This window comes from Shewanella sp. MF05913 (assembly GCF_059758095.1).
Map to the genome: position 1 here is coordinate 262,758 of NZ_JCAYNT010000002.1, position 19,603 is coordinate 282,360.

Annotated in this window: 12 protein-coding genes; 8 read left to right on the top strand and 4 right to left on the bottom strand. The window is 43.7% G+C overall.

Features of this window, described 5'->3' with window-relative positions; all coding sequences use genetic code 11:
• Window positions 1–220: 220 nt before the first annotated feature.
• Entirely contained in the window at window positions 221–3,310 is a 3,090-nt protein-coding gene (locus tag AC19MV_RS04570; protein WP_498305970.1) for a choice-of-anchor O protein, read from the bottom strand.
• Window positions 3,311–3,556: 246 nt separating this feature from the next.
• Here AC19MV_RS04570 and AC19MV_RS04575 point away from each other — a divergent pair, with 246 nt between their 5' ends.
• Window positions 3,557–4,852 (top strand): sigma-54 interaction domain-containing protein, encoded by a 1,296-nt coding sequence (locus tag AC19MV_RS04575; protein WP_498305972.1) that lies wholly within the window; start codon window positions 3,557–3,559, stop codon window positions 4,850–4,852.
• Window positions 4,853–4,952: 100 nt separating this feature from the next.
• Here the strand turns inward: AC19MV_RS04575 and AC19MV_RS04580 are convergent, their stop codons facing one another.
• Entirely contained in the window at window positions 4,953–5,591 is a 639-nt protein-coding gene (locus AC19MV_RS04580; RefSeq protein ID WP_498305974.1) for an NAD(P)-dependent oxidoreductase, read from the bottom strand.
• Window positions 5,592–5,793: 202 nt separating this feature from the next.
• On the opposite strand from AC19MV_RS04580, the gene AC19MV_RS04585 reads away from it, so the two are divergent.
• The 5 genes from AC19MV_RS04585 (at window position 5,794) to AC19MV_RS04605 (ending at window position 11,840) form a co-directional block, all read left to right on the top strand.
• Window positions 5,794–7,308 (top strand): cryptochrome/deoxyribodipyrimidine photo-lyase family protein, encoded by a 1,515-nt coding sequence (locus tag AC19MV_RS04585; RefSeq protein ID WP_498305976.1) that lies wholly within the window; start codon window positions 5,794–5,796, stop codon window positions 7,306–7,308.
• A complete protein-coding gene (locus tag AC19MV_RS04590; protein WP_498305978.1) occupies window positions 7,298–7,447 on the top strand; it encodes a DUF2256 domain-containing protein in 150 nt (49 codons plus the stop codon). Before AC19MV_RS04585 ends, AC19MV_RS04590 begins: the two co-directional genes overlap by 11 nt.
• A gap of 1 nt (window position 7,448) precedes the next feature.
• Window positions 7,449–9,035 (top strand): cryptochrome/photolyase family protein, encoded by a 1,587-nt coding sequence (locus tag AC19MV_RS04595; protein WP_498305980.1) that lies wholly within the window; start codon window positions 7,449–7,451, stop codon window positions 9,033–9,035.
• Window positions 9,036–9,064: 29 nt separating this feature from the next.
• Entirely contained in the window at window positions 9,065–9,961 is an 897-nt protein-coding gene (locus AC19MV_RS04600; RefSeq protein WP_498305982.1) for a LysR family transcriptional regulator, read from the top strand.
• A gap of 664 nt (window positions 9,962–10,625) precedes the next feature.
• Entirely contained in the window at window positions 10,626–11,840 is a 1,215-nt protein-coding gene (locus AC19MV_RS04605; protein ID WP_498305984.1) for a 4Fe-4S binding protein, read from the top strand.
• Between the two features lie 91 nt (window positions 11,841–11,931).
• On the opposite strand, the gene AC19MV_RS04610 is transcribed toward AC19MV_RS04605, so the two are convergent.
• Both AC19MV_RS04610 and AC19MV_RS04615 read right to left on the bottom strand, forming a co-directional pair.
• Entirely contained in the window at window positions 11,932–13,401 is a 1,470-nt protein-coding gene (locus AC19MV_RS04610; RefSeq protein WP_498305986.1) for a carbon starvation CstA family protein, read from the bottom strand.
• Between the two features lie 227 nt (window positions 13,402–13,628).
• Window positions 13,629–16,214: an acylase gene (locus AC19MV_RS04615; RefSeq protein WP_498305988.1), complete on the bottom strand. Its 2,586-nt coding sequence runs from the start codon at window positions 16,212–16,214 to the stop codon at window positions 13,629–13,631.
• A gap of 784 nt (window positions 16,215–16,998) precedes the next feature.
• Between AC19MV_RS04615 and AC19MV_RS04620 the strand changes: the two genes are divergently transcribed.
• Both AC19MV_RS04620 and AC19MV_RS04625 read left to right on the top strand, forming a co-directional pair.
• On the top strand, window positions 16,999–19,062 hold the full coding sequence (locus tag AC19MV_RS04620) for a TonB-dependent receptor plug domain-containing protein (RefSeq protein WP_498305990.1): 2,064 nt from the start codon (window positions 16,999–17,001) through the stop codon (window positions 19,060–19,062).
• Window positions 19,063–19,079: 17 nt separating this feature from the next.
• Complete coding sequence (locus tag AC19MV_RS04625) at window positions 19,080–19,601, top strand: YfiR family protein (RefSeq protein ID WP_498306265.1); 522 nt, start codon at window positions 19,080–19,082, stop codon at window positions 19,599–19,601.
• The last annotated feature ends 2 nt before the right edge of the window (window positions 19,602–19,603 follow it).

Genomic DNA, 19,603 nt, shown 5'->3' on the forward strand with positions numbered 1-19,603 from the left:
TTCTGGGTGAATTTGAGCTTAGTCAAAATATGGCAGGTATCATATCATTTATGCCTGTTTGCGCTAAATACTTGTATGTAGGCCATTGATAACTATTTTCAATATAGAACATTTGAGTGCAAGATAACCCAACACATATCGGGCGAGACTCTGCGCCAAAAAAAGCCCCCTTTGCTGAAGGAGGCTTTCGCTAACACGATTAACTCAAACTAATGATTCGTTAGTTTTTACTTCTACGGGTCAATAGCCCAAGTCCAAAGACACCTAATAGCAATTCAAGTAACCCTAGGCTACCGCCACTGCTACTGCTTGAGCTAGGAGTGGTAGTCGGTGTAATGACCCCCACTGTGACGGGGTCAATGATGATGCCATTTGCAACACCATCTTCATCAAGAGCTCCGCCATCAGTGATACTCACTTGTATCAAGTTATCGCCAATAAGCTGCCAATCAGCTTCATCAACCTTAACCGTACTGCCATCAGCCTTAACTTTGAGCAACACAAACTCTGTTGGTAATGCACTGCCAAAATTAATGGTTACGGCAATCGTACTCCCCGCAACAAGGCCTGTAACGTTGTAGCTAAATTGCGGCATAGGATAAGTATACTCATTCCCCGTTGCAGTGGTTTTAGACACAACAAGGCCGGTTACACTTCCCTGGTCTACCGTAATAGGCTGGGTATAGTTGTAAATGTAGGTGCCATCATCAAGTAACGTCATAGGAGCGCCAGCATCTTCAAGGTCTGCTTCTGCGCGGTATCTCACCACGGTATCTTGATAACCAGCAGCATCTGTTGAGGTTTCCATCCATACCGCATATAAATTGTCACCATTTGGCTTCATTCTAAGTTGTGATTCAAAGTCTGGTTCGCCTTCCGGATCTAATGGCACGGTAATATTGGCAGATAACAATTTAAGTGGCTCGTAAGTGCGGCCGCCATCTCTGGTTTTGGTGACAAACACATCAAGCTCAGTACCCGTACCAATATGCGCTAAGGTATTTTTGATAGAGCCCCAGGCTAAAATAAAGGTATTAGGATCTTGGCAATTTTCACCATCAGGTGCATTAACAGGGTCACAAGCAGAGGTACTATTAGGCGCCCCAACAATACGTGGCTCTTTAATGTCTACTTCTAGTTCAGGTAGATAGTTAGTCAAGTTTTGGGTACCCGTCCAGGTATGGCCACCGTCATAACTTCGACGAGTGAAGAAGTTATAGTTATCTTCGGTGGTGTACTTGGCCAATGCCCAGTCTGATGTATAGCTGTAACCAAATAGGATGATATCACCGTTGATCGCGCCACGATGTGCTCGGGCATCTTCAAGGTTATTGTTCTCACTTGTAATCGTTAAAGCTTCAATGGTCTTGGTTGTATCATCAGTGGTGACTTCTGCATATGCATTAGTACTTAGGTTGATTGCGCCAGAGTTGTTAATACGATCTGATAGCGTGACAGGTGGGATGTGGTCTCTGTCTTCATCGGTTAGATAGTAGTGACAACCACCAGCCTCCTGATAGGTGACATCTAAAACCGCATCACCGTCGGCAACGTCAACCCCATTCCCAATACCATCCACATAACCACCAACGCCATCAGGATAAACAACAGTTCCTGTTGAGGTCAGTACATAACGAGTAAATGTTGTAAAACGGGTATCGACAGCAGGGGTAAAATCAAGCGGTGTTAAGCCTGTGTTGGTTGCACCTTCTCCCACTATGCCAATGCGGCCCATGATGTCAGAAGGACCACCCTGGTCATACGCCCCTTCTTTCCAGAAAACCATCATCTTGGTACCGCTTTGATTAATGGCTTCATCCATGCCTGCAACTTGATTATAGAAAAAGCGCACGCGTCGCGCATTTTCTCCAGGATTACTAAGCACACAACCAATACGTGCAGGGTCTTGCCAATCGGGGGACTGATAAACATCACTGATCACGCCTTCAGTATCTGAATAGGCTACTTGTGTATCTTCAGCGTTGTAAACGGTGCCATCATCGGTAAAGTTGCCTTTAGCGCCTGGTTGATTCTGGTTTTTAGAATTACCCGTTGAACTGCCACCTTTTTGCAAACCTGAGCTAAAAGCGACATTAATAAAGCTTGCAGGTGGCTTGTCGAACGTAAAGCGGTGATAACGCACAACCTTACCAAAATCGACACCTTCACCGCCGCCCTTGGTTTCTTCATAGGCAATAATAGTGACAGGCTTTTGTCCAGGCACTTGCACCAAACCTAAATTTGCCCGTGATGCACCTTCTTTACCGGTTTCGACTAATAAGGGTTGGTTGTCAGCACACTCAGGTTTCGTCGCACAAACCGGATCAAGGTAGCCGGTTAATTCGGTAACGACATCATCACCTTCACGTTTTTTGAATGTTTTGAAGTTATTGGTGACGCGAGACACATTGGCAGCAAAGGAAATATCAGCAAGCGCGGGCGCTTTCATGTCCTCAATATAGGTGTACCAAATATCGGTGCCTTTATTGACATTTGCACCACTGGCGCCATCGCCTGGTCCATCGGCATCTCCAGTTTTTAAGCCTTCAGGGTCTTCTTGCCAGGAAACGTTCCACGCCACTTTAGTACCGTCACTGTAAGTGGTTGCATGCGGTGTATTTTGCTTGGCATCTCGTTCACCAAAGCTTAATTGCTCGCGCTTCCAGGTGCCGCCTGTAGGCGCATTATTTGCATCGACTGCACTGGGGTTTTTAGTATAAGCAATATAAGTACAACTAAAGGGTAACTGTCTCCCCTCCCGATCAATGTAGGTCGATGCCCCTTGATGATAATTATAATCTGGCATGTCATCATTGAGGCTAGCATTATCCGTTCCTATTGCAGGGCAGTATTTACTATCCCATGTCACAGCGACATAACCGCTCGCGGCAAAGATACTCGGTTTGCCTGAATCACCGTAAAAGTCAGCGAGAGACACACCACCATTACCATCGGTTACCCAATGACTTTGTTTTGATATTTTGCGCGCCGTATCTGAAATGTTAACGGGCAAACTCCAGGTCACACCGTCATCTTTAGAAACGCGTACAAAGATATCCTGTGCAGGATACTCTTTTTGCGCTTTTACGTCATAAACAGTCTGGTTTTGACTATTACCATAGGCATAGGTACTGACTAAATCGCCATTGGGCAACCTGACAATTTTACCTTTAGACGCTAAATCTTCGGTGAGTACCCCACCATCATCATGCGGAGATATAGCTGTAACCTCACTTGCTAAAGCAATCGAACACGTTGCGCTTGAAAGGTAGGCGGCGGCCATACAATAGAGTAACTTTTTAAATTTCATAATAAAATTTCCTTATTGTCATTATTAAATGAAAAATATTATTGTTAGTTTTCTATCACTTAACCCCAAAATTAATTGGATAATTTATATACAGCAATGACCGCGCCACAATGATATAGGCACAAAGAAATATCGATAAACACTGATAAATATCAAGTTTATGTGTTTGATTGATATATATCGTTTTTGTTTTTGTTAACATAATTGTCATAAATGACAATTATGTTGGCAAAAGTGGAGTCCGTTATGCAGATGAACCTTAACGATATCAATCATGATTTTGCCATGATGCTAAATGCTTATGATTGCCCTGCTATTTTGGTCACGTCTACATATCAAATCTTGGCGACTAATCAGCGCTATCAGGAAAGCTATGGCGCAATAGACACCAGCAAACCAGCTTATTGCTACAAGGTGTCACATAATAATAATGTGCCTTGCGATCAAGCTGGAGAGGCCTGCCCTTTTTCTGCCGTGTGTGTTTCTGGTCAAAAAGAGCGTGTATTACACATTCATCACTCTCCACGCGGCAAAGAACATATCGACATTGAAATGTTGCCGATATTAGACGAAAACAAAGAGATAAAATTCTTTGTTGAGTTGTTAAAATCAGTCACCCAGGCTAACCCCAAAATTGGCAATAATGAGATGGTTGGCGCCAGTCCTGCGTTTAATCAATTAGTCGAAAATATTACCCGCGTGGCAGCTACTGAGGCATCGGTACTGCTAGTGGGCGAAACCGGTACCGGTAAAGAAATCGCGGCGGCTGCGGTGCATCTTGCGAGTAAACGAAAAGATCATCCAATGGTGATCCTAGAATGCTCTGGCTTGACCGAAACCTTGTTTGAAAGTGAGTTATTTGGCCATATAAAAGGCGCGTTTACTGGCGCGCTGTACAATAAACAAGGTCTGGTTGAAGTGGCCCACGGCGGGACATTGTTTTTAGATGAAATTGGCGACGTGCCTTATGAATTACAAATCAAATTATTACGGCTGATTGAAACCGGCACATATCGTCCCGTTGGTGGAAAAGAAACCAGGCGTTCAGATTTCAGACTGATTTGCGCAACACACCAAGATATTTTAGCCATGGTAGAACGGGGCGAATTTAGGCGAGACTTATACTACCGAATCAATGTGTTTCCGATTCATATCCCCTCTTTAAATGAACGCAAACAAGATATTGCCCTGTTAACAAGAACCCTTCTTCAGCGAATTGATCAAAGCGGTCAATATAGCGTGACAGATTGCGCCATCAACTTGCTCAAAAAACACGATTTTATGGGCAACATTAGAGAGCTACGTAATATTTTGTCTCGCGCATTAGTTTTATCAAACACGCCTGTAATTGATCGTCATGTGATTAAAACCAGTCTTGAGATCGATCGTAAAATTAGTGGGGATTCAGGAACAACAACAGATTTAAAAAACAATGAGCTTAACTACCTCAAGCGACTCATTGACAGTGTCGATGGCGATAAAGACAAAGCCGCAGCGCTAGCGGGTATTAGCACTCGCTCACTGTATAGGAAAATACAATAGCTAAAGCGCCGTATAGAGAAGGTCATATAAGCGATTTTACAAAACAAAAAAAACAGGCTACTTGAGCCTGTTCTGTTAAATCACGTCAATCTCACTAGCCCTAGTAAGCAACACTAATACGTTGGTTAATATGCTTAGCATTTTCGGCTTCATCAACCATGGCTTTGGCATAATCGACTACTGATACACGGCTTTGACCTTGTGCATCGGTAAAGAACTCATCGCCGCCTAGACGGTATGGCGCTTCAGACTCACCCGGAAAAATAATCGCTGCAGGGCTAACGTAAGTCCACTTAACAGCAGAGTCTGTACTGCGAAATACAGCGAGTGCTTCACCTTGCGCAATCGCTTCAGCTTTGTATTCATCTGGAAACTCAGGGGTTGATACCAACGTCACGCCAGGGGCAACTTCTAGGCTACCTGCACCACCAACCCACAACAAACGTGGTGAGCTAGCTTGCGGTAAATGTTGCAATAACTGCTGTGCGGTTTGTGCAACAATTTGATGATTTTGTGCGGCGCGGCCACCGATAGAGGCGATAACCACATCAACATCTGCAAACGCGGTAGCAACATCTTGTGCTGACATTTGGGTAATATCAAGGGTACGAACAGGCACATCTTGAGCCACTTTACTGGCGTCTCGCACCACGGCAATAACCTCATGACCGCGGCTAATCGCCTGTTGCATGATAGTTCCACCAATCCAACCGCTTGCGCCTAATACTGCTAGTTTCATTTTCTGTCTCACTCTGGTCATTAACAATGGAGCCAGTTTATAGATGACATAATTCGAGATAAACAGTCATTAATACACTTAATTGTTTCACTTTACGATACCAATCTGGGTGTAAAAATAACAAATAAAGCAATCTAAACTGCTAACAGTATCGTATTTAATCTGAGTAAGGGTTAGTTATCGATCACGAGGCTTTAGGTTCATGCTCAACAGCAACAAGCAATCAATTAATATTGTCTGGTTTAAACGCGACTTGCGCTTGTCTGATCACCAGCCGTTAGTTGATGCCTTTAATCATCATTTACCTTGTTTGCTGATATACAACTTTGAGCCATTAATGCTGGAAGACTCCCATTATAATGATCGCCATTGGCGCTTTGTGTGGCAGTCGCTGCAGGATATCAATCAACAACTTAGCCGCTATGATGGCCAGGTGCATGTATTCGCTATGCCGATGTTGCCTTTACTCGAAAAGCTGGCTGAAACCTTTACTATTAACACGCTATTTAGCCACCAGGAAATCGGCCTAAACAACACTTTTGAGCGCGACAAAGCCGTTGCCAATTGGTGCCAGCAGCACGCCATTCAATGGCAACAATCTCCGACAGGCGCGGTTATTCGTGGGCGTCGACATCGCCTGGCGTGGGATCAGCATTGGCAACAAGTGATGGCCAGCCCTATTGCAGTACCTAATTGGCAGCAGTGCCAATTTCAGCCATTTACAGATAGTCAGGTCATTGAGCTCAAAGCCGAAATAACCGAGCCAAACGATAACTTTCAACCCGGCGGCCCTAAACAAGCCAGAGCGATACTGAGCAGTTTTTTAACTCATCGCGGTAAAGATTATCAACGCAGTATTTCAAGCCCAAGCCTGAGTCGAACCCACTGCTCGCGCTTATCACCTTATTTAGCATGGGGTAACATTAGTTTAAGGCAGGTGTATCAGGCGACAATGACTCGTTATCAAGAGGTACAAACCAGCAATAGAGCCTGGAAAAAACCTCTACTAGCAATGATGTCTAGATTGCATTGGCACTGTCATTTTATGCAAAAGTTCGAAAGCCAATGCAGCATGGAATTTACCCCTGTCAATCCAGGTTACGAGGATTTCCCTTATCGTGATGATGACGATGTCGAGCGAGATATTCAGCGCTGGGCAGAAGGTCAGACAGGCATTCCGATTATCGATGCCTGCATGCGCTGTTTACGTCAAACTGGTTACATTAATTTTAGAATGCGCGCCATGCTCGTGAGCTTTGTGACCCACCATTTAAACATTCACTGGCAGCTAGCCAGCCTACCATTAGCCAATTACTTTCTCGATTTCGAGCCGGGTATTCATTATCCACAGCTGCAAATGCAAGCCTCGGTTACCGGCATTAATACTATTAGGTTGTATAACCCGATAAAGCAGTCTCAAGACCAAGATCCCCGTGGCGATTTTATTCGTCAGTGGTGTCCAGAGCTTAACAATTTACCCAATGAATATATCCACCAGCCCTGGTTACAGCCGCCAATGGAAGCAATTTTTAATGACGTGATGTTAGGTCGAGATTACCCAGAGCCGATGATAGACATCACCTTAGCCTCACAAGCCGCTCGCGATCGTTTATGGTCTTATCGCGACAAACCGCAAGTACAACAACACATTGCTGCGGTGTTAACTCGCCACGTGCGTCCAAAGCATAAACGCACAAGGCAGCAGCATGGCACATAAAAAACCACATCTTGAGCATAAAACCTGTCTAGTGTGCCTGCGCCCGTTTGCATGGCGTAAAAAATGGGCTAAAGACTGGGAACATGTTAAATATTGCTCCGAACGTTGCCGCCGCCACAAAGCTGATTCAAGGGAATAAAATGACAACCGTTTACAACACTATTTCGGCCTCACTGTCGCCACAAACTCACACATTGCGGCTCATTTTAGGCGACCAACTCAATGCCTCCCACAGCTGGTTTAAACACGTCGATCCGACTGTGGTGTATGTGATTGCCGAGCTCAAGCAAGAAACCGCTTACGTTAAGCATCATGTGCAAAAAGTGTGTGCATTTTTTGCTGCCATGGCGCAGTTTGCCGACGCTTTAGCCCACTGCGGCCATCAGGTGATGCACTTAACGCTAGATGAAACCCAACCATTTACCGAACTGCCAACACTGCTTGAGCATCTCTGCACGCAGCATCAGCTCAATACCATTGAATATCAACAACCTGATGAATACCGCTTAGCCACGCAACTCAGCGAATTATCATTGTCAGGCATTAAAAGTACCTGCCATGACAGCGAACATTTCTTGTTGCCCTTTGACGATATTAAACGTGAATTTACCGCCAATAAGCACGTTAAAATGGAGTTCTTTTACCGCCGCATGCGCAAGCGCTTTAATGTGCTGATGCAAGACGATGAGCCCTTAGGCGGCCAGTGGAATTTTGACCAACAAAATCGTGAAAATTTAAAAAAAGCCGACCTTCAAGATATTCCGTCGCCTTTGTTATTTGCCAATGATGTGAGCGACATTATCAGCCGGCTCGAGCTGCATAACGTCGCCACGATAGGCAAAGCTGAAAATCAACTATTGTGGCCAGTTAATCGCCGTCAATCTCGGCAGTTACTTGATTATTTTTGCCAGCATTTATTGATCCGCTTTGGCCGTTTTCAAGATGCCATGACCGAAAACAGCCAGGCAGATTGGAGCCTATACCATTCGCGCTTATCGTTTGCCATTAACGCTAAAATCCTTTCGCCAGGCGAGGTAATCAATAAAGTCATTAGCCATTGGCAAGCCAATCAAACAGAGATATCACTAACACAAGTAGAAGGCTTTGTGCGGCAAATCTTAGGCTGGCGAGAATATGTCCGCGGGATTTATTGGATTAATATGCCAGACTACGCAACTAAAAATGCCTTGCAAGCACACAGGCCATTGCCTGAATATTTTTGGACTGCTAACACTAAGATGAACTGCATGCACCACGCGATTAAGCAGTCACTCGATTATGCCTATGCCCATCATATTCAACGGTTAATGGTGACGGGCTGTTTTAGCTTATTAGCAGGCATTAATCCAGATGAGGTCGACCAATGGTATCTAGGTATTTACATTGATGCCATTGAATGGGTAGAAATGCCCAACACCCGCGGCATGACTCAATTTGCCGACGGCGGTATTGTTGCCACCAAACCCTATGCGGCAAGTGGTAACTACCTGAATAAAATGGGCGACTATTGCAAAAGCTGTCATTACAATGTCAAACTCAAAACAGAAGCTAACGCGTGCCCTTTCAATAGCTTATATTGGCACTTTATTCAGCGTCATCAACAACAATTTGGCCGTAATCCACGCATGACGATGGTGTATAAAAACTGGCAAAAGATGGACTCTGCGACTCAGCAAGCCATTATCAATAAAGCCGAAGTGCTGTTAGCAAACCTCGACAACTTATAAGCTTACGTAAACCAACCGTCAGGAGAGTCATGGACAAGATATCAGCCATACGCAGCTTCGTTGAAGTCGCCAGTTGCGGCAGTTTTACCCAAGCTGCCGAGCAACTCGGGTTAAGCCGCTTGCAGGTGTCTCGGCACATTAAAGACGTTGAGCAGTGGCTGGCGCTACGCTTATTGCACCGCACCACTCGCCGCGTGAGTTTAACCTTACAAGGCGAGGAAGCGCTCAACTATTGCCAACGTATTTTAAGTGAAGTGGCCTCCATGGAAAGCCGCGCCAACAGCCACAATAATGAATTGGTTGGCAGCATTCGTATTGCCTCTCCAATCGGACTCGGGCAACATAAACTCTTTGATGTGGTTGAAGCGTTTTGCCTGCAACACCCAAAAGTGAATATTCAGCTATTACTGTCTGATAATATTTCGCAATTGGTTAGCGACAGAGTCGATATTGCATTACGTTATACCCACCAGCCAGATGAGAGTTTAATCGCCAGGCGATTAATGCACATCGACAACGTAATATGCGCCTCACCCGACTACTTAACACAACATGCCGCCATTTTGGCACCTCATGACTTGTTACAACACAATTGTTTACGCCATTCGAGCCAACAACACTGGGAAGTGATTGACGAGACTCGCTCGCACGTACTTGAGGTAAAAGGTCACTTGCAAGCCAATGAAATGGGCGTATTGATTAAAGCGGCATTGCGCGGAAATGGCATTGTGTGTTTGCCAACCGATTTAGCCAACACCTACCTTGAACAAGGTGAGTTAATTGATGTGTTACCCCACACTACGACGCCGGGAAAAACCTTATGGGCAGTGTATTTGTCGCGCAGTTATCAACAAAATGTGGTGCGCGCCTTTATCGACTTTACGGCCAATGTCTGGCAAGACGATATTGATAAATGGCAACGCTAAACCCACGCTATACCAATCCGCATGAATAAATGACTACTTAGAATGCGTCCAACTTTTTTTAATTAAGGCGTCACTATGTAGTCATGGTTGTTCCCTTTCAAATAGCGGGTATGCAGAATAAAAGCTGCTGAGGCATTCCTTTCACACGAAAATTTACCAACAGATTTAAGTGCTAAATCAAGTTGATTTACTCTTATACCAATTCTATTAATTATGTGACCAATCAGAGCCTCTCAGATTGTTCAGTTTGAGGCGCATTGTTGAAATAATGGTTATTCCCTTTTAAGGCAATGCAACAAAGAAATGAACGGTCTGAGTGTCTCCTGTAAGGCGGGTTTCTGTGTCTTCCATGCTGCTTAATAGCATTTTGACGTACGACTGCATGGATGCAGGAGGTAGAGCAACGCAGGAGCAGTTGCCGAGAACAACTATGCCTACAATTCTATTACTTGCCTAGAAGACCCAGAACTCCCGCTGAATGACCAGATAATTAATGGAATTGGTATTATTAAACATCTGAGCTACAAGGCTTACAAAAATAAAACAAATCAATATAGATCATATAATTACAAAACTAAACAGGCTTGTAGATCTAGCTCACATCACTGCCAAGTTACAGGATTTATCATAAACCTAGACTTTTATACTCCACAGGCAGTTAAGTATGAGCACAATAGAATCGATCACCTTAATGCTGGCGCTGGTTTACAGCACCAGCCTACTTTATTGGAGCGGCAAAAAATGGGGCGCACTTGTTAGCGGTGGACTATTAATTGGCGCGACTCTAGCAAGCTTTTTTTGGCCTTTACTCTTAATCTTATTAGTCTCAGTATTAGTGGTAACAGCCGCAGGCCAATACCTACCGGCATTTGCCAATGCTCAAGGTAGACCCAATACCATTAGAGAGTTCAGTCAACATTTCTTTGCACTTGCGATGTTATTAGTTGGGGTGCAATACGCCATTAATGCGGGCTTAATGTATGCCGGCGAAATACCTTGGTTAATGCGCCCTGATGTCGGCGACGCTTTTTTACCGATTGCTGGCGGCATTGAGCTTAAAGCCATTTTAACCTTAGGATTGTGGGACCAAAACCATCCTGCTGCGGTAGTGATGTTATGTGTAGTATTGCTAACTGGTGTGCTGTGTAAGCGCGCATTTTGCGGTTGGGCATGCCCATTAGGATTAGCAGGAGAGTATCTTTATAAACTCAGAAAACGCGTTATTAAGGCAGAGCTATTACCACCAGCATGGTTAGATTGGCCATTAAGAATGCTTAAATATCTGTTATTAGCCGCACTGCTTTACCTCGTTATCTCAATGCCATCGGCCAGTATTCCACATTATCTTTCTGGTAATTATCACAAAGTTGCCGATCTTAAAATGGCAGCGTTTTTCATGATGCCGTCGATGGTGGCGTTAATCGGATTTGGAATTATTTTTGCGTTAGCCGTCTGGCGCCGCCAAGGGTTCTGCCGCTACATCTGCCCTTATGGTGCATTACTGGGTATTGTGAGTTTTTTAAGTCCGTTTAAAATTAGACGCGACAGCCAACATTGCTTAATTGAATCAAAAGGCATGAGCTGCGATAAGTGTACTCGTGCATGTCCTGCCAATATATCGGTTCATACTCAAAAGAATATTCGCTCCGATGAATGCCAGGCTTGTATGCGTTGTGTGTCAGCTTGCCCTAAAAAAGAAGCGCTACACTTTAGTACTCGCAATGGCATAACGCTTTCGGCCAGAGGATTATTAATCGTGCTGTTAACCATTATGTTTATGTTGCCACTGTTTGCCTATGTCAGTGGTTATTGGCATAGCCAAACGCCTGACAACATCAAAATAGAACTGATTCAAAAGCTCGACCGTATCGGGCATTAGTATCAAAACCGCTTGCTGAACAACCTTATTTAAAAGCAAAAAAAGAGGGCTGCACATTGCAGCCCTCTCATTCAATCACACCGTTAACGCATTATGCAGCAGATGTCACTTTACGTTTGTTGTGTGCAATGATCAGTGCAATAAGCGCTATCACACCAACCACAATACCCGAAGGTTGGCTAAATTCTTGTGGTAAACCTAAACCAATACCGGCCGTTAAAATATACGATACCGTAACACATGTACCAATAATCGCTGGAAGACTCACAATCCAATGGAAGGCACCACGGTCAAACAGGTACTTAGTCGCTAACCATAATACGCTGGTAGACAACAACATGTTTGAGAACGCGAAATAACGCCAGATAAGCGTGAAGTCAATTTTTGTCATGAAGTACGCAATAATCAATACAGGCACGGCAACCAATAGACGGTTAGTCATGCTTTGTGGGATCTTAAACGCATCAATAATGGTAAGACGAAGCGATCTAAATGCTGTATCACCTGATGTAATTGGGAATACCGCTACCGCAATAATTGCCATAATACCGCCAGCGACGCCTAAGTATGTCGTTGCCACTTGATTAACCACCATACCGGGGCCACCTAGCGCAAGAATTTCCTTAAGCTCAACATAGCCACCTGGGAACGCAGCAATACCGGCAGTTGCCCATACACAAGCCACAATACCTTCAGCAACCATTGCACCGTAATATACTGGACGAACATACTTTTCATTGGTTAAACAGCGCGCCATAATCGGAGCTTGCGTAGAGTGGAAACCACTAATTGCACCACAGGTAATGGTAACAAAGAGTAATGGCCATACTGGCAAACCGTCTGGATTAGGCTCAAGTAAGTCATTGTTGTAATGGCTGTGGTCAAAGTAAGCAAAGATATCGCCAAACTCAGGTAACTGCGGTGCATTAATTAATAATGCCACGGCAATCGATGTTGTCATCACAATCATTAATGCGCCAAAGAATGGGTATAACTTAGTGATAATCTTGTCTATCGGCAATAATGTTGCGAAGAAGTAGTAAGCTAAAATCACTAACACCCAAAAGGTGTTACTAGCGAAAATAGTGTCTTTAAAATAGTCTAAGTTACTTAACAAACCGGCAGGGCTCATAATGAACACCACACCGACAAAGAACAGTAACATCGCGGTGAATATCAACATCGCCGCTTTAAAGTAAATGTTAAAATAATGTCCAGCAATTTCAGGTAAGCTCTTACCGTCTTCCTTGATACTCATTACTCCAGAAAAGTAATCGTGTACCGCACCACCTAAAATGTTCCCCAGAACAATCCAAACTAATGCAATTGGGCCATATAAAGCACCCAAGATAGGGCCGAAAATAGGACCCACACCCGCGACGTTTAAAAACTGAATTAAAAACGCTTTTGCAGGATGAACAGGCACGTAATCCACACCATCATTAAAGCGTGTTTGCGGGGTTTGTACCGTAGGATCAATACCGGCTTGTTTTTCAACAAACGGGCTATAAAGCTTGTATGCGAGCAACAGCAACGCAATACAAATGAGGAAAATCAACATGGTTTTATCATCCCATTAATTATAAGAATATAGTCAATGCCGATTTTGTTTCAGTTGTGTGTACAGGTCAAGCAACAGTATCTTATACCAAAGTAGGGGTTGCCAAGGTGAAAGCCCGATGAAACCTAACTATTATGATGTTTTTATGTATCTTAATCACAGACTTAGAAAGTTAAAATTAAAAAAAAGACCCATTTAGTATGAGTCTTTTTTAATAGGTCTTACCACTAGTTATTTCGCTGAAAACTCAGTTCTGTGGTCGATTCAAGCGATGCCTGTATATCGGCCTCGGTAAATAGCAGCGGGCGCAATTGCTTTTGAGTCGAGTAAAGCGCACTTTGGTCGTTAAAGCTTGGGCTGAGGGCATTACTTGATTGTGAGTACGATAATAACCCTTTTGCCACCGGACCATCATCAGTAAAACTCACCGTCATCATCCAGCTTGAACCATAGCGAATTTGATAACCTTGCTCGGTTAAACCCGACGCAGCAGCCTTACCAGATAACACATCCATAACGGCAGCATAACTGTGCTGTGGAATTAATGAATCATCGCCAGATAAACTGGTCGAAAACACATTAAAGCCACCTTCTGCATTATGACTACCAGGCCAAGGTAATTTAATTCCGGAGGCTGTGCCATCTGGTAATGATTTTTCGACAAACTGCACATCACCTAAACTGGCATCAACGCCAAATCCTGCAGCTTCTAAGTTTAGTGCTGCGTGAGCCAATGCCACTAGCGCGCTACCATCGCTGGCAAGTGTGTTTGGTGTAGTTGCTGCGTTGGTATAGTCAAACTCTTGAGTCAACATACTGCTTTGATCAAACTGATGCGCAAACTCGCGAATTAACGCCCCACCAACACTGTCATTGTCTTGTTTACCATTCCACGCTGTTAGCGCGGCGCAAGAAGCACTAACATCTTTTGATAAGGTTGGGCTAACAACAACGGGAGTATCACCTTGTTCTGCACATTGAGTGAGTAAATCAGCTAACACTAACTCGGCTAAATAAGCACGATTAGACAATAAAGCACTTTCTAACTCGGCGATTGAAAACTTACCGTCATCACCCGCGGCATCGTCCATTAGGGTAAGTCCCATACGAGTACGCAGTGATAACTGGCCACGCTCTGGGCCATACATTGGCGAGTAATTTTCTAATGGTTCGGCTAAGTTAGTTGACCAAAATGAGTTATTGGAGTTTTGCACAAAGTCAGTTCGCTCAAGCTTTGGTGCACGCTCATATGGCATAGGCTCGCTAAAACTGAACGTTGAGGTGTTACCCGGCAAGATAGTAAATCCAGCTTGTGCTTTAGCCGCAATAATCTCTGGGGTTGTTTTAAGGATGCCGATAACGAAATCAGAAAAACCCGGTACCGTTGAATCATCGATATAAAAGGCATTACCTTCTTTGTCGGCATACATGGTGTTATTAAAAATCACCCCATCGTAATTTTTAAAGGCCTGTTGAAACTCATCAAGGTTGCTGGCGCGGTTCATGGCTAACCAATGATCAAGTGGGTCTATGTTTGCCATGTTGGCATCCTGGATCATGAAGGCCTGGCCGTCATCCCAACCAAAGGGCGCTAACGCTGGTGGAGCTTCAACCATTGGGCCTTTGGCTGTGGTGTAAATGTCTTTCTCGGCCACTAACATCCCCGCAGCACCGGCATTGACTAATACCGAAACGGTTTCTTTAGTGATTGGCATGGCTTCACCATCGAACATATATTGCAGTCTGTCGCCCGCCATCAGCTCGAGGTTATACATAACAAAGTGCTCTGCCGTTGAAAAAGTATGTGTCCAGGCAACATCTTTATTAAAACCAATATTCACCAAACCAGGCATGCCCACCAGCGAGCCTCCCATCACATCAATTTGTCCAGGTATGGTTAAATGAGACTGCCAAAACCGTAAGTTACCGGTATGCGGAAAATGCGGATTGCCCAACACCATACCTTTACCATTCTCGGTTTTATCTTTGCCTAAGCCCCAACCATTTGAACCTAAGTCACGTGGATTAGTATCTGGCGTGGTGATATTGGCTGCTCGAGCAATGAGTTTGCGGTTCATGTCGCTAACAAAGGCGGTTTGTACTGATGAGCCAGCAGGACCAACAATACGCGGTAAGTATTCTTCACCATCTCCAGGATTGGCATAAAAAATTAAATCTAAAAAGTTAGCCGCGCCAGGAAGCAACGCGACCGAAAACAGATAATTGGCGACATCAATCCCAGTGATGGGTTTTACCCAAGGTTGACCGGCACAAAAAGGTTCTGCGGTTTGCTCGCCAGCTTCAACGTCAGCTAAAAATTGGTTGTAACCGGCGCTAAACCCTTCCATTAACGCGCGCGAATTATAACTAAATTGGCTATATTGATTTTCGGCAAGCTGCCTAATTTTTAATGCTTTGTAGGCAAAATCAGAAATTAAGTTGCCATTATCTTCACTGGTAGGTAAGCCAGTCGCAAAGTCGATTGATGCGTGTGGGCCAAAATACATTGAACGCTCAGAGTTGGCTTTAATAAAGCCATCGGCTATCACACATAAGTTATCTTGCGCTTGAGCGTAACCGCTACCAAAACCTAAGCTTTCTAAATTGTCGGCAGTAATATGTGGCACACCATATTGGGTGCGGCGGATCTGTGCTTTAAGTGCACCGTTAGGTGCAAAAGCTTGTAAAAGCGGTGTCACTTCGGGTTCTGGTGTGGGTTGAGTGGTTTTACTAAAATCGGTGTCATCGCCGCAACCGACAATAAAAACCGTCGATGCAACACCCATAGCGAGCAGGAGTTTGTTGAAATCCATTATTATTATCCTTGTTGTTACCCTTAATATGGGCGAGGTATTCATCCTTTATGCCTCAATTTATATCAACATTTGTGCGAATAACCCCAGTTACCGCAACTCAAATATCAACATAAATACAACAAAGACATATATACCCAAACAACTTGAAGATACGTGTTTCAGAGCTTCACCGTGTTTTCAATACTAGGCGCGTTAATGCGGTAATGTAGGTACCTTATAAATTAACGCAACAACGTAGTGATAACACGGTGAAACTCCCAAGGGGCAAGTTGTACACGCGTTTATGCTGCGTTATTGATTTTGGAAAGGGAACACCATTACCCGCAATCAATGCCTTGCCTAAACGCGTGTAAATTCTTGCTGAAATCGAGCATCTTCAGGTTATTTGGGTATAAGATATTTAAGCAATCATTCATACACATGTCTACTTGTTAAAACATTTACATACAATTTCATTAATTTAGTTAACGCTAACTTCTAGTCCGTCAAAATGGCAATACATAGCCATTAACAAAGCGTAAATTCACAATGTAGATAAAAAGTCATTGAAAAGTAGATTAAAGGTAAGATTATAATCAAGCTAACTCTCTAGTTTTATAACGTTAGCTGATACAATGTGTACAGAAACACCGCATGATTAACTGAATATAACAATAAAATGGGTCGTTTATTTCTGTAACCAGAACACTCGGCTGAGTCAAAAAGCGGTACAGTATTGATTAACATTTACAGCTCCTGTAAGTGCTATTCAATCAGGCTTTTGCATATAAAGGGTATGACATTGAAGATTGTAAAAAGATTATTGCTTGGCACTTTGCTGGTTTCTCCTTACGTCATCGCAGAAGAACCATTTAGTGATCTTGACTTAGATCTAGACTCGCTCATGTCGATGGATGTACAAGTTACGTCGGCAATGAAAAGAGCTCAATCTGCATTCGATACGGCATCTTCTATTTATGTGTTAACCAAAGAGCAAATTACTCACTCAGGTGCAACGTCCATCCCCGAAGCGCTTAAGATGGTTCCTGGTCTTGCCGTTAGGCAGCTAGACAACAATCAGTGGGCAGTTACATCACGCGGCGTGGCCTCACGCTTTTCAGCCAAATTATTGGTGATGATTGATGGTCAGAGTTTTTATACTCCAAAATTTGCTGCCGTGTATTGGGAAACCCTGAATGTTCCCTTATACGATATTGAGCGAATAGAAGTGATACGTGGTCAAGGTGGTCTATTGTGGGGAAGCAATGCCAATAATGGTGTGATTAACATTATCACTAAAAACAGTATTGATACGCGCGGTGTACATGTCGATGTAAGCAGTGGCAGTCAAATCAATCATGACGCTAATTTACGTTATGGTGGCGATATGGGCAACAAAGGTAGCTTCCGCGTTTACGGGCATGTTAAAGACGGCGATGAATCGGGCAAAGGAATAGACTTAGAGCCGGCTGATTATACTGAACAACAATCCGCGGGTGCTCGATTTGATTTTACCCCCAATGATGAGTGGTCGGGGTTAATACAAGGCGATATTACCCAGTCAACATTAGGGCAAAATTTCCGTGGTGTCATTGATGAAACCAATCGCAATATCTCTTTTACCGGCAGTTTAGACCGCACCGACTCTCGCATTATGGCGCGAGTGGAAAACCGTATTTCGCCTGATGCCAATCAAATGTTACAAACCTCCTGGTTAAAACAAACAGGCAGTCAAACATACCTCCAAGAACATTTTGAATCTTTTGATATTGATTACCAAATGAACTTTTTATACCACGATTTAAAATTAGATTGGGGCCTTAACTATCGTTACAACGATATCACTTTTGCTGAAAGCAGTTTTGTACGCAGTGATGGCGGCTACAATACCTTGCAACAATATGGCGCATTAATTCAAGGCCAGTACAGCTTAATCGCTGACGAGCTAGACATCATTGTAGGGACAAAAGTTGAGCACAATGATTTAACAGGTTGGGAAAATCAACCCTTAGCCAGACTCGTTTGGAAACCGCAAAAAAATCATGTGTTATGGACATCAATATCAAAAAGCGTCCGCGTGCCGTCATTAATTGAGTTCAATGACGACTTTACAATCGATGGTCAACGAGTTGAAGAAGTGTCTCCCATCACCACCGGAATTGACGCTATCGATAAATACTATATCAGGACCTACCTTAACGGTAATAACAATGTAAAGTCCGAGCAATCGGTATCTTATGAGGTAGGTTATCGACTATCACAAGGTTCTTGGGCGTTAGATTTATCGGCTTATCGGACCATAGCCAAAGATGTCATTGCCCTTACCGTCGATGGTAATGCCGAGCAATTTCTACCCATATTTGGGTTATTGCAAGCAGGCCAAGTCGAGTTAGCTTTGCAAAGCTTAACTGATACTTCTATTAATTTTAATGTCGTATCCAATGCTCAGGTGACAACCAATGGCGGCGATATTATTTTGACGTGGCAACCCTCTGACATTTTTAATGCTGAACTGGGCTATAGCTATAACACGTTTAATTATGACCTTGCAGAAAACACTTTTGCTGCCATTGGCTATAACTCAACAAGCCGACAATTATTTGCCAAAACCGATGTACAATTATTTGAGAACCATAACTTGTTTGCCTCTTTACGGGTTGAAAATAGCGATGCCTACAACACTGAAAACTACACTGCATTGGACTTAACATGGCAATGGGCATTTCATCAAAACTGGTCGGCTGCCATTATGGGCAAAAATTTATTTGCAGGTTCACACATCGAGTACAGTAATACTGGGGAAACTTACACATTGCCCAATTACATTGATGAAAGTGTTACATTTAAATTAACCGCGAAGTTTTAACTCACGAAATGTCCATGATGAAACGAGTTTTATTTGGTTTAACGCTACCGCTTTTGCTGACTACCAGCCAAAGCGTGAGTGCGATTGAAACCGAATATGCCCTCAAAGCAGGATTTCTATTTAATTTTGCACGTTACAGTGAATGGACGGATACCGCGCCAATACTCAATGATTTTGTACTTTGTAGCCCAGATAACAGCTTTATAGAGATTGCGAGTACCGTGTTAACCAACAGAGAAGTCAATCACTTACCTATTGTGACACGAACAATATCAATGACAGATGCCGATATCAGTCAGTGCCAAATATTATTTATTACCTCAAACACCATAACCCAATGGCTTAACACCCCTTTAGGTCAAATAAATAACGTCATGATCGTCGGAGAAACAGAGGATTTTATCGCTCAAGGGGGGCAGATCCGTTTCTTTTTATCCGGCGGTAAAGTTCGCTTTGAAGTCTCCCCCAAAAGGCTCACATCCGCTAACATCACCATGAGTTCAAAAGTGCTGCGCCTAGGCCGAGTTGTGGAGCTATAACC

What these genes read in the sequence shown, in the direction of transcription:
- AC19MV_RS04570 (WP_498305970.1), bottom strand. Translation starts at nt 3,310, where the DNA reads ATGAAATTTAAAAAGTTACTCTATTGTATGGCCGCCGCCTACCTTTCA.
- AC19MV_RS04575 (WP_498305972.1), top strand. Translation starts at nt 3,557, where the DNA reads ATGCAGATGAACCTTAACGATATCAATCATGATTTTGCCATGATGCTA.
- AC19MV_RS04580 (WP_498305974.1), bottom strand. Translation starts at nt 5,591, where the DNA reads ATGAAACTAGCAGTATTAGGCGCAAGCGGTTGGATTGGTGGAACTATC.
- AC19MV_RS04585 (WP_498305976.1), top strand. Translation starts at nt 5,794, where the DNA reads ATGCTCAACAGCAACAAGCAATCAATTAATATTGTCTGGTTTAAACGC.
- AC19MV_RS04590 (WP_498305978.1), top strand. Translation starts at nt 7,298, where the DNA reads ATGGCACATAAAAAACCACATCTTGAGCATAAAACCTGTCTAGTGTGC.
- AC19MV_RS04595 (WP_498305980.1), top strand. Translation starts at nt 7,449, where the DNA reads ATGACAACCGTTTACAACACTATTTCGGCCTCACTGTCGCCACAAACT.
- AC19MV_RS04600 (WP_498305982.1), top strand. Translation starts at nt 9,065, where the DNA reads ATGGACAAGATATCAGCCATACGCAGCTTCGTTGAAGTCGCCAGTTGC.
- AC19MV_RS04605 (WP_498305984.1), top strand. Translation starts at nt 10,626, where the DNA reads ATGAGCACAATAGAATCGATCACCTTAATGCTGGCGCTGGTTTACAGC.
- AC19MV_RS04610 (WP_498305986.1), bottom strand. Translation starts at nt 13,401, where the DNA reads ATGTTGATTTTCCTCATTTGTATTGCGTTGCTGTTGCTCGCATACAAG.
- AC19MV_RS04615 (WP_498305988.1), bottom strand. Translation starts at nt 16,214, where the DNA reads ATGGATTTCAACAAACTCCTGCTCGCTATGGGTGTTGCATCGACGGTT.
- AC19MV_RS04625 (WP_498306265.1), top strand. Translation starts at nt 19,080, where the DNA reads ATGAAACGAGTTTTATTTGGTTTAACGCTACCGCTTTTGCTGACTACC.